The following is an 11,314-nucleotide window of genomic DNA, read 5'->3' as shown; positions in this document are numbered from 1 at the left end:
TCAATTACAGCCCACTGTTCGTCGGTTAACTCATGTCTCGTACTCATACTTTCATTTTACATTGGAAGATCATGTTTTTGAAATAGCTTGTAGATACCTGCGAATGAGATCAGCTTGCTTACGAAAGGGACTCACCACGGCGATAACATCCTCCAGTCGCCGGTTACCTTGGGTCCATTCATCCTTCATTCGGTGAATCCACCAGGCAATGGTGGCCGCTTCATTGTGGTTTTCCCAACTACCACCCGTACTTTCGGCTCTCCCTTCCACATGCAGATATCCCAACCGAGGTAAATCGCCGTAAATTTCTTCCCCAGGAACGGGATTTTTCCTACGTGGAACCAAGCGACCCTGATAGCACAGATCGTTGCAGTACTGAATGATATCCTCCACACAGCGATAATGCTCCGTCAGCAACATGCCACCCAAATAATCGGGATTTCCAAATTGGCTTATCCGTTGAGCCACTTTCATAACACTTCCGTTAGAGGCAGCCCAACCGCTTTGACTGAAACGGTCGAAATCTTCCTCTTCAGACAAAAGTCCGAACGTCTTCAGATTGACTTCATCGACCGGCCGGTTAACCCGGGGAATGGGTTGCAATTGCTCTGTATCCCCCACCACCAGCGCCCGATCTGCCAGCGCAAACATCGGTCCCGCCTGCTCCGGGGTGACCTGCCCGGCCTCATCGATGATTAGAAGATCGACGAAACCATAGAGATACTTCTCCGGTTTTCGCAAACGGCGGAAAAAATTCGGACCAGACAACATGGTGGCAACAAAGCAAGGCGTCAGTTTGGCATAACGTCGCCATATGGCTTCTTCGTGTTCCAACGAGCTTCCATCTATCGATTGAAGCTCCTCCAACCAACGCGCTTCCCAATAGTGGGTGGCTAACAGGAAAGCTTGATATCGCCAATGGGTATCGAGGTCACGGAAAAAATCCTGTTCCGGGGATGGATGTTTGTCCTTCCAAGCCTTCCACTCTTCTTCGAGTTCTTTAAACCGGTCCCGAAATGCCTTCAGTTCACGAAATCGCTGGTTGTGTTCGTCGTACTCCTGTTTGGCCTCGGATTCTTTCCGCAACAAAACGGCTTTTACATCCGCATCTTTGTACGAAGGGAAAGATTCTTCCACTTTCTTTTTTCGAAGGAACGATTCATTGGCCGACACCTGCAAAAAGCCAATCAGTCGGTGAAATATCGATCTCTGATTCACAGCCGGGAACATACACAACATACTTAACCGGGTGAAATCTCACACTCACGAGAAGGAAATTGCTTTACTTGATAACGGAACCTTTTTTTCTACTCCCGGGTTGTCCAAAACCTCCTGTATTAAAAAAACCCCGCTTTAAAGCGGGGGGATGCTTACGTTTTCCGCGTCATTTTCCATTCCGCATAACGGGGGCGCGGTCGGGAGAAGGTTTCGCCCACTTTGCCGTAGGCGAGGCCGGCAAGGCGCCCCACCGGCTCCAGCTTGGCCGTATCGATCCGGCCGCGGTCGTACAGGTCATCCCGGATGTGGAACATCACCACTTCCCCGATGACGAGATCGGCGTTGGGTTCTCCCTCCGTCCCGCCCATGGGCAGGATTTGGTGCAACCGGCATTCCATCTGGATCTTGGTCTGGGCGATCCGGGGCACCTTCACTTTTTGGCCCGGGATCACGTCAAAACCCACCGCTTCCGCTTCGCTCATTTCCGGCGGGAAGTCGGCGGAACATTGGTTCACCTTCTCCACGTTGTCGGCATCCACCACGTGGATCACGTACTCCCGGTTTTCCGCAATGTTGCGGGCCGTATCCTTTCGAATCCCTCCCGGTTTTCGGTTGACGGTGACCGAGAGCATGGGCGGGTCCGTGCTCACCACCGTGAAGAAGCTGAAGGGGGCCGCGTTCACCTTTCCCTCAGCGTTCAGAGTGGTGACAAAGGCGATGGGCCGGGGAAGAACGCTTCCGATCAAGAGCTTGTAGTTCTCTTTTTTGGCCTGGTCCTTCGGATCGATCTGCACGTGGATTCCCTTCCCTCTTATGCGTTGTCTTCAGGCAACCAGCTGGTGAGGTATTTTGGATCCTCCACTTTCAGGGCCGCCCGGGTCACATACAAGGGACGGAAGGTGTCGATCATCACGGCCAGCTCCTCCGTTCCTTTCTTGCCGATGCTGGCTTCCGGCTTCCCCGGGTGGGGACCGTGGGGGATCCCGCTCGGGTGGAGGGTGATGGAACCTTCCCGCACCCCTTTGCGGCTCATGAAGTTGCCCTTCACATAGTATAACACCTCATCGCTGTTGACGTTGCTGTGCCAATAAGGGGCCGGAATCGCCTCGGGATGGTAGTCGTAGAGACGCGGCACGAAGGAGCAGATGACGAAGTTGGGACCGGCAAAGGTCTGGTGGACCGGCGGCGGCTGATGGACGCGCCCGGTAATCGGTTCAAAATCCTCCACGTTGAAGATCCAAGGATAGAGGCAGCCATCCCATCCCACCACATCGAAGGGGTGGAAATGGTACCGGTAGGCGTTCAACTGCCCGTGAGCCTTGACCCGGATCTCGAACGTCCCTTCTTCCAGCACCGTGTCCAGCCGCTTTGGCACCCGGATGTCCCGCTCACAGTAGGGACTGTGCTCCATCAGCTGGCCGAACTCGTTCCGGTACCGCTTCGGGGTCGTGATCTCCCCGGTGCTCTCGATCACCAGGAATCTCTGCGGACCCTCTTTCATCTCCAACCGATAGGTGGTCCCCACGGGAATGACGATATAATCCCCCGGCCGGTAGGGCATGGCACCGAAAACAGACTGGAATTCCCCTTCCCCTTCGTGGACGAAGAGGATTTCATCGCCGTCACTGTTGCGGAAAAAATAATCCATCCGCTCCGTCGGGCGGACCAGCCCGAGGGAGACATCGTCGTTGACCAACAGAGGGATCCGTCCTTCCACCGGGTCGCCTCCTTCGGGCAATTCAGCGGTCAAAAGGTGGCGATGCCGGTTGGCGCCCGGCTCTTCCAGCTCCGGTTTCCAATCCCGGATCTTCTTCGCTTCCCTTACCTGGGTCGGCGGATGGTGATGGTAAAGAATCGACTGGATTCCCGAGAATCCTTTGGTTCCCATGACCTCCTCCCGGTACAGCGAACCGTCTTCCTTGCGAAACTGAGTGTGCCGTTTATGCGGGATGTTTCCCATCCGGTGATAAAAGGGCATGTCCCGAACTCCCCCTTTTCATCCTGTCTTCGTAACGCAAGCGCTTACATTCCCATTGTAGCAAAACTTCGAATCCTCTTGCATATGGGAGGGGCATTCATAATTTTTCGTTTTCCTTTATCCCTTTGGAGCGGGTTTTACGTCAAAGGAAAGGAGAAAAACAAGGAAATGCGCGCCTGCTGCGCGAAGGGTTTGTTCGCCGGAACTCATGAAACCCTGATGGCGAAAGGAGAAATATCATGGCCTCTGACGAGCAGAACCCGCTGACGGAATCCTTGATGGACCGGTTTCGGAATGATCCCTACGCAAAGAGGATGGGATTTGAATTGACGGATGCCGCCCCCGGTTTTGCCCGTGCCTCGGTCCTCCTGACAGGGGAGTTGTTCAACTTTGCGGGAACGCCCCACGGCGGGCTGATCTTCAGCCTGGCCGATTACGCTTTTGCCGTGGCCAGCAACTCCCACGGCCGGGTCGCTCTCGCCACCCAGGTCTCCGTCCAGTTCATGGCGGCGGCCCGGAAAGGCGAACGGTTGACGGCCGAAGCCCGGGAGACCCACCGGACTCACCGGGCGGGTTTTTACGAGATGCGGGTGAACACCGATGACAGCCGGTTGATCGCCCGATTCCTCGGCGTGGTGCATCGCTTGGAACGACCCGTGGTTGAGGGAGAACCGGGGGAATCAAACAACGCCCTCCTGTGAGGGCGTTGTCTTTGTCCCTTTACCCCGTATAAATCTCACACTTCGGATAAGTGTAGGAAAACCCGTACCACCGGGTGAACAGATAAAACGGCGGCCGTCCGCCCTCCGGGAACTCGACCGCGGGAAGGTCTCCGGAACCGAGGGAAATGCGGACCCTCCTTCCTTCCCATTCATCATGGAGTTCGCCGCCCTGCCGTCGAATCTCCTCCAGGGGATAAAACCGCCGGGTCGCTTCGCCCACCAATCCCACTCCACTGGTCATCAAAGACAACCGTGGATCCGCTTCCCCCATTGTCTCCGTAAACCCGGGAGGAAGCTGGGCATTGGCATGCATTTGGTTCATGGTTTCCGTTCTTTGTTGAATCTCCTGTGAAAAGCGGGACCATGTGACGGAGAGATCCCCCCAATGATCCAATCCCTCCCGAACCGTGAGATGACGGACAGGGAGCACCTGCATCCGTTTCCCTTTGGAGGGACCGTGAACACATTCCCCGGTGATGTGATCCCACCAGGACCCTGTCTCATCGTCCCCCAACAAAACCAGACCGTTGTACAGCCCCCGGGGACCGAAGTGATGAATTTTGCCGTCGATGACCGGAACCATACTGGTCCCGCTGTGGCAAACCCCTCAGAAAGCCACCAAATACGGCTCCCCCGCCAGTTCCCCCTGGGCGGTGTGGTGGTAGGCCATCTGGAAGACGGAGAAAGCGTGGGCTTTTCCTCCCCGCTCCACCACCAGGAGTTCATCCTCATCCAGCAACGTCCCGTCTTGCAACGTCTCTTTCAACGATCGGGCCTCCTTCACCTCCAGACGGTCAAACAGATCTTCGTCGCTCAGCCATGCTCGGTCAGCATCAAAGATCGTGGTCATAACCTCTCCCCCTTCCGGCAAACTCTTGCCCGAACCATTCTATCAATATTCAGGCTCATTATCCAAGATAGACTTGCAATATTCCGGAAAAAGAGAACCAGCCCCGGGGGACTGGCCTCTCTTGCGACACTATTTCCGTTGGTATTCGGGATTGTGGTAACGCTCCTTCTGGACGTTCATCCCCTTCCGGCTCTTTTGCGGAAGCTGGTGGTTGTTGGCCATGTCATAGGTGAGCCGGGTGACCAGCGTGCCCATGTGGTCCAGGTTCTCGATCCGGATCTTGTCCAGGGTGTCTTCATCCGTATGGTAGTTGGGGTCGGAATGGTAGTTCAGAAACGCCACCGGGATTCCCGCTTCTTCGAAGGGAACGTGATCGCTCCGGGTGGAGGTGGTCCGCTCGTAGGGTTCCCCGAGGGTTTTTACATATTCCTCCGCCATGTCAGCCACAAAGCTGTCAGCGTCCTCGGTTGCGGTCATGATGCCGATGGTGTCCCCCACCCCGACCATGTCCATGTTGATCATGGCCGCCGTATTGGCCCGCTCCTCTTCACTGAGGAACTCCACGTAGCGGTGGGACCCCACCAGCCCCACTTCCTCGGCACCGAAGAAGACCACTTTCACCTCATGGTGCAGTCTTTGATCTGCCAACACGCGGGCCATTTCCAGCAGTGTGGCGGTACCCGAAGCGTTGTCGTTGGCGGCGGGGGTGTCCACGCCGTCATAGTGGGCGCCGACCACAATGGTTTTCGTATGATCCGCGGAGCCTTTCCGGGGAGATAGGGTACCGATCACGTTTTGGGAGTAGCTTTCGCTCATCTCCACATCGGCCGTCATCGTGACGGTGACGGTTTCACCCGCGTTCAGTATGTCCAAAAGCCCTTCTCCCTCGCTTTGGGAAAGGGAGATCGCGGGAATCTCCGTCGGTTGGCCGAGGGTTCCGTTGATTTGTCCTTCCGAGTGGTTAAAAATGATGGCTCCAATGGCTCCGGCCCGAGCAGCGTTTTGCACTTTTTCATAGAAGGTGAATTCACCCCGGCGGATCAGCGCAATTTTCCCCTCCACATCCGTGTTCTCAAAATCCCCGGTTCTGCCCAGTCCGGCATAAGCCAGATCCGCCGTCAGCCCCTCTTCCGGTGTGGCGGGAGTATAGGTGAAAGTACGGGGATGAAGTTCCTCACTGACAGGGGACTGAACCGTCAGCTCTGCGCCGTGACTCAGAAAGGCAATGATCGGGAACTTCTGGCGTTCCACTTGGATCCCGTATTTCTCCAGTTCCCCGGCGATATAATCCGCAGCACGGTGCTCCCCTTCAAACCCCGTCACCCGGGCATTGTCCCTGTCCGCCAGTTTGGCGATATGGTGGTGGATCCGGTGTTCCGATACGGTTTTGGAAACATCCTGTGTCTGGAGCGGCGCAGCGTAGGCGGAAGCGGTGAACACCAGAACCATCGTCAGAGCCAATGTGAAAACAATCCCCAGTCGGCTTCTCTTCAAAAGATTCCCTCCCGTTAAACAAAATTTCCACTTCCCAATTTCATATATTATACCAAATCTGAAAATTGTCAACATATGATGAAAAGGGACGACTGCCTGAAGATCCTTCAAGCAGTCTTTTCTTCCGCGGACAATTTAACATATTTCCATGGTCACTTCTTCAACCCCGCCAACCGCTTCACCACTTCCGCCACACCGTCTGTGTCGTCCCTGAAATATTGCGGAACTTCGATCCCTTTCCCTTCCAGCGGAACGGGCGAGACCACTCCCCTGACGTTGGTCAGCTCGCGGATCAGACTGAGATCGGCCTCTTCCCCCGCCATCAACAGCTTGGGGTAAGAGGCTCCTTTAAAACCTTCCACCAGCACCAGATCCATTCCCCGGTGATGTTCCAACAGTTCGTCCAGACCGAGCGGCCGGGAGAAGATCACGGCGGTTTGGTTCCGGGCGGTGATGGCCACCCGGTCCGCTCCCGACTCCCGGTGCCGCCAAGTGTCCTTCCCCGGCTCGTCCAGCTCCAGCTCCCCCGCATGGCGCTTGACGGTGCCCACCTTCCACCCTTCTTCGGACAGAAGCGGGATGAGACGGGTGATCAAGGTGGTTTTGCCAGTGTTCGAATAACCCACAATTTGGATGACGGGTGGGATCGGTTTGTCGTTCATGCGCACCTCCCCTCTTTCGTTCCGGATCCATACATACATCCAATGTACCTTTTCCACAGAAATGCGGGCCCCTGGATCGAGGCCCGTTTCAGAGAGTTACCGGGTTGGACTTCTCTGCTGTTCACATATTCTACAATTCTTCCAAATTTCCTTTTTCCGTGCGGATTCCGGATGTCACGGGGGTCTCCGCCGTGAGATGCCGGTGAAGGAGCATCACCATGGCCACAGCCCAGGCGAGGGGGGTGTTGCCGTTGGGCCGGTCCGTTCCCCCGATGTACAACTCCGGAACCCGTCCGTCATCCGGGAGGATGCGGTTCGTTTTCTCCCCGTATTCCAGGGTTTTGTCCCGCTCCCCCAGCATGGCGTGACACAGCCCCAGCCAGGGGAAACCGAAACACCACTCGGCCTCGGCTCCCCCATTGTAATACCGGTCACCGGCGTAGCGGATCACACCAAAAGTCCGTTCCAGCTTTCCGGCGACGTCGGTCAGAATGGACCGGGCCGTGCCCCGGTTCACCACCCCGTACGGATAGATCAGCGAGAGAAGCGCCAGATCGGTCTCTTTGGTTTCGCTTTCACGGGGAAGCAAACGATTCAGGGCAGCCTCGCCCCGTCGGATCCACTTTTCCGGCACATCCACCAACAGGGAGACCTCCCGGAGACCCGCCACGCAGGCTCCCATGCTGGAAGCGTGAACTTCCATGTTCTCTTCCCACATGCCGTTGTCCGGATGATCCCAGTACGCCAGACAGGCCAGATAGCGGGTCAGTTTTTCGAGAATCCCGCGGTCCTTTTCATCCCGGATGATGTTTTTCCCGTGCCTCACCCCCTGGGCGGCCCCCCAGAGAAAAACGCCGATGGCATCGTTCTGGGCATGGCCCCAGGGTTGATCGATTTCCTTCAAATCCGTGGAGTAGCGGGCGTGAATATATTCAAACAAATGGACGGGCCGCTTGGAGGTGTGGATATCGATTTTCCATTCGTATCTGCGAAACAGATCGAGAAGGGCGTGGTATGCTTTTTCATACCGGTCGCAGGGGCTGTTCAGGTAGGGCAGAACCGTATAGCAGACGTCCCGGATCCACACGTGGGAGTAATCGCGGGAGAGGCTGGCCACATAAGCTCCGTTGGGAAGGCGCATCTCGTCCAAGACTCTGCTCAACTGGTCCAACTTCACACGCTCCTTTCGCTTCCATTATGGACCGGGATCTCTCTCGTAAACCCTGTCGGCCTTCTGCCGCGGGTGTGTCCATCTTTCTGTCATTATTTGTATACGCAGGGATCCCCCCCCTCGTCACAGAAAAAACCTGCAACCCGACGGGGTTGCAGGTGGCCACTTCCCTGCCGTTCCAGCAGTATTGTGAAAAAGTGAGCGGCGGCATTTACCCCGAGCCGCTCCGGTTGCACTCACAGAGCACAAGTCTCGCCTGGGGGCGCTTCTCTCCCCGGTCTCGCTATGCACTCACAGAGCACAAGTCTCGCCTGGGGCGCTTCTCTCCCCGGTCTCGCTATGCACTCACAGAGCACAAGTCTCGCCTGGGATCGCTTCTCTCCCCGGTCTCGCTATGCACTCACAGAGCACAAGTCTCGCCTGGGATCGCTTCTCTCCCCGGTCTCGCTATGCACTCACAGAGCACAAGTCTCGCCTGGGATCGCTTCTCTCCCCGGTCTCGCTATGCACTCACAGAGCACAAGTCTCGCCTGGGATCGCTTCTCTCCCCGGTCTCGCTATGCACTCACAGAGCACAAGTCTCGCCTGGGATCGCTTCTCTCCCCGGTCTCGCTATGCACTCACAGAGCACAAGTCTCGCCTGGGGGCGCTTCTCTCCCCGGTCTCGCTATGCACTCACAGAGCACAAGTCTCGCCTGGGGCGCTTCTCTCCCCGGTCTCGCTATGCACTCACAGAGCACAAGTCGCTGTTTCGGATCAACGCTTCCCTTCTTCTGAACCTGACCATCAATCACAACGCTTCTAGGGGCGGGTCAGGGTGGATCCCTGATAGGATTCGATTTTCTCTTTGTAAATGTCCTTCAGCCGCTCCGCTTGCTCCGGGGTGGAGCCCTGGGCCACCACGTCGAAATGGGCCTTTTCCACGTCCGGCAGGATCAGGGCCCAACCCGTTTCGCCGAGCACTTTGATCCCATCCACCAGTTGCGTTTTTTGTCCTTTGACCTCTTCCATCAGCCGGCGCATCACCTTGCCTTTGGCTTCCACGGGACAGGGGATCTTTTCCGACCGGATGTGGGGACGGGGAAGCATCTCCAGCGTGCGGTGCACCGTGACCCCCTCCACCGCCAAAAACTCCAGCAGAAAAGCCAGCATGGAGAAGCCGTCGAAGTAAAGTTGGAGAGACCGGTTCCGGTCCGCTTCCAGCACCGCCCGGGCCGACGTTGCCGTCAAGATCGGTTCCGTACCAAAGCGGCGGGCCAGTTCTTCCGCCTCGGAAGGTGCGTTGACGGGAACAGCGACCCGGTTCTGCAGCCGGACAGCCAGAAGCGTTTGAAGCACCGTCTCCTCTTCCGGTTTCAAGGCATACCCCGTTTCCGTGAACAAGGTCACCGCCTGTCCGCTCCGATCCATCCTCACTCCGAGATCCGCCTGGTTATCCATCACAAAGTGTTCCATATGGGGCTCATCCCCCCACACCGTCACCATCCGGCAACCCAGTTGATCCATCAGAGGCTGAAGGACGGCCATCAGGTAGGGGTTCTCGGAGTGGAACACCACCTTGAACTCCCGTCGGCGAATCGCGTCCTCCCGGAGCCGGGAGATCAGTTCCGCCCGATAGACGTCAATGGCACCTGAACGGGACTCCAAGCTTCCAAAACCATCGGGAGGACGGAGGGCGTCCCCCTGCAGGAGGGCGTTTTCCACCTTTCGCTCCAGGCTTTTGCCGATCGGAAGCCCTTCTCTGTCGAAAAACTGAATCACGATCCGGTCTCCTTCTTCCCCGCTCCGGCGGATATGGATGCCGGCATGGCTGTCGGAACGGAACACTGCGTGACGGGACACGGGAACGGGAAGCCGGCCCAGGTCGCGCACCGACGCCCCGGAGGCCATCAAGCTGGCCGTGGCGGCGAACTTCAATATTTCACTGAAAGGCGTTTCGTCACAGCTGACTGCCACCGCGGAACCGGGGGGCAATACAGAGGCAAAGGCGCCGACGATGCGGCCGGTCCGCTCGGGGGTGAGGTCCCAGTTGGTCGCTCCGCTGACTCCGTCGGTTCCGAACAGAGCGGCGGCGGCGGATGCTTCCCACACCAAGGATTCCGTCAGCACCGTACCCGCCCCCACTGTTTTTTCCGGCCAGATCTTCACCCCGGAGCGGAGAACGACCTTTTCCCCGATCCGGGCCCCTTCCCCGATCACCGTCTCCTCTTCCAGAATGGCTCCCGGTCCCACCCGCCCCCCGTGGGTCAGGGTGGATCCATCCAAGGATGACGCCTCCCCGACGGATGTCCGGTTCCAGAGGACCGACCGGACCACAGCGGCTCCGGCTTCCACCCGGCTCTGTTGACCGAGCACGGTGTGGGGACCGATGTGGGCTTCGGGGTGAACGGTGCTTCCCGCCCCGATGAAGACCGGCGGGGTGACGGAAGAACAATCGATCCCATCGGCCCCTTCGCCCAACCAGATCCCCGGGAATACCTCTTCCCCCTTGATATCCGCCTGTACCCGCCCCTCCAGCAAATCCTGCTGGGCTTGCCGGTATTGCTTCAGGTTGCCGATATCGGACCAATACGCTTCCGCCACATGTCCGTAAAGGGGCAGATGCCGCTCCATCATCAGGGGAAACAGATCCTTGCTGAAGTCGAAGGGCTTCCCTTTTTCGAACAGGGAGAGGATTTGGGGCTCCATCACGTAAATGCCGGTGTTGACCGTATCGCTGAACACTTCGCTCCAACTGGGTTTCTCCAGGAATCGGGTGATTTTCCCGTCCTCCCGGGTCATCACCACCCCGTACTCCAGCGGCACCTCCACCCGGCTCAGCACAAGGGTGCCCCAAGTCTTTCGTTCCCGGTGGAAAGCGACCGCTTGGCCCAGGTCCACATCCGTCAGGGCGTCTCCGCTGATCACGACGAAGGTGTCATCCAGGAACGCCTCCGCGTTCTTCACGCTTCCCGCCGTGCCAAGGGGATGACCTTCTTCAAAATAGTGCAGTCTCACCCCGAAATCCGATCCGTCGCCGAAGTGGCTTTGGATCACCTGGGGCAGATACTGCATCGTCACCGCGATATCCGTGATCCCATGCCGCTTCAACAGCTCGATGATGTACTCCATGCAAGGTTTATCCAAAAGGGGAACCATCGGCTTGGGAAGACGGTTGGTCAGGGGGCGCAGACGGGTTCCTTTCCCTCCGGCCATGATCACAGCTTTCATGAATCGCTT

9 protein-coding genes and 1 pseudogene are annotated in these 11,314 nt (G+C 57.4%); 1 reads left to right on the top strand and 9 read right to left on the bottom strand.

Translation table 11 applies throughout. From position 1 onward, the window contains the following. Positions 1-69: 69 nt before the first annotated feature. The 3 genes from C8P63_RS13420 to C8P63_RS13410 form a co-directional block, all read right to left on the bottom strand. A complete protein-coding gene (locus C8P63_RS13420) occupies positions 70-1,230 on the bottom strand; it encodes a DEAD/DEAH box helicase (protein ID WP_170109654.1) in 1,161 nt (386 codons plus the stop codon). A gap of 140 nt (positions 1,231-1,370) precedes the next feature. Further along, complete coding sequence (locus C8P63_RS13415) at positions 1,371-2,012, bottom strand: flavin reductase family protein (protein WP_108025051.1); 642 nt, start codon at positions 2,010-2,012, stop codon at positions 1,371-1,373. 17 nt (positions 2,013-2,029) lie between these two features. Beyond that, entirely contained in the window at positions 2,030-3,196 is a 1,167-nt protein-coding gene (locus C8P63_RS13410) for a homogentisate 1,2-dioxygenase (protein WP_108025049.1), read from the bottom strand. A gap of 239 nt (positions 3,197-3,435) precedes the next feature. On the opposite strand from C8P63_RS13410, the gene C8P63_RS13405 reads away from it, so the two are divergent. Continuing rightward, a complete protein-coding gene (locus C8P63_RS13405; protein ID WP_211308286.1) occupies positions 3,436-3,897 on the top strand; it encodes a PaaI family thioesterase in 462 nt (153 codons plus the stop codon). A 19-nt stretch (positions 3,898-3,916) separates the two neighbouring features. Here the strand turns inward: C8P63_RS13405 and C8P63_RS13400 are convergent. The 6 genes and pseudogenes from C8P63_RS13400 to C8P63_RS13375 form a co-directional block, all read right to left on the bottom strand. After that, positions 3,917-4,507 (bottom strand): annotated as a pseudogene (locus tag C8P63_RS13400) (DUF3179 domain-containing (seleno)protein); the annotation flags it as partial. Between the two features lie 18 nt (positions 4,508-4,525). Then, entirely contained in the window at positions 4,526-4,768 is a 243-nt protein-coding gene (locus C8P63_RS13395; RefSeq protein ID WP_108025045.1) for a DUF3179 domain-containing (seleno)protein, read from the bottom strand. A gap of 129 nt (positions 4,769-4,897) precedes the next feature. Next, on the bottom strand, positions 4,898-6,262 hold the full coding sequence (locus C8P63_RS13390) for a M28 family peptidase (RefSeq protein WP_170109653.1): 1,365 nt from the start codon (positions 6,260-6,262) through the stop codon (positions 4,898-4,900). A 152-nt stretch (positions 6,263-6,414) separates the two neighbouring features. Then, entirely contained in the window at positions 6,415-6,963 is a 549-nt protein-coding gene (gene mobB / locus C8P63_RS13385; RefSeq protein ID WP_245920899.1) for a molybdopterin-guanine dinucleotide biosynthesis protein B, read from the bottom strand. Between the two features lie 91 nt (positions 6,964-7,054). Continuing rightward, complete coding sequence (locus C8P63_RS13380) at positions 7,055-8,101, bottom strand: glycoside hydrolase family 15 protein (RefSeq protein WP_108025040.1); 1,047 nt, start codon at positions 8,099-8,101, stop codon at positions 7,055-7,057. 795 nt (positions 8,102-8,896) lie between these two features. Beyond that, positions 8,897-11,305 (bottom strand): sugar phosphate nucleotidyltransferase, encoded by a 2,409-nt coding sequence (locus tag C8P63_RS13375; RefSeq protein ID WP_108025038.1) that lies wholly within the window; start codon positions 11,303-11,305, stop codon positions 8,897-8,899. Positions 11,306-11,314 lie beyond the last annotated feature (9 nt).

The organism is Melghirimyces profundicolus (genome assembly GCF_003054245.1).
GTDB classification, from domain to species: Bacteria; Bacillota; Bacilli; order Thermoactinomycetales; family DSM-45169; genus Melghirimyces; species Melghirimyces profundicolus.
The sequence above is the reverse complement of the archived record's forward strand: the minus strand, read 5'-3'. Positions and strand labels throughout refer to the sequence as shown.

What these genes read in the sequence shown, in the direction of transcription:
- C8P63_RS13410 (WP_108025049.1), bottom strand. Translation starts at nt 3,196, where the DNA reads ATGCCCTTTTATCACCGGATGGGAAACATCCCGCATAAACGGCACACT.
- C8P63_RS13395 (WP_108025045.1), bottom strand. Translation starts at nt 4,768, where the DNA reads ATGACCACGATCTTTGATGCTGACCGAGCATGGCTGAGCGACGAAGAT.
- mobB (WP_245920899.1), bottom strand. Translation starts at nt 6,963, where the DNA reads ATGTATGTATGGATCCGGAACGAAAGAGGGGAGGTGCGCATGAACGAC.
- C8P63_RS13420 (WP_170109654.1), bottom strand. Translation starts at nt 1,230, where the DNA reads ATGTTCCCGGCTGTGAATCAGAGATCGATATTTCACCGACTGATTGGC.
- C8P63_RS13405 (WP_211308286.1), top strand. Translation starts at nt 3,436, where the DNA reads ATGGCCTCTGACGAGCAGAACCCGCTGACGGAATCCTTGATGGACCGG.
- C8P63_RS13375 (WP_108025038.1), bottom strand. Translation starts at nt 11,305, where the DNA reads ATGAAAGCTGTGATCATGGCCGGAGGGAAAGGAACCCGTCTGCGCCCC.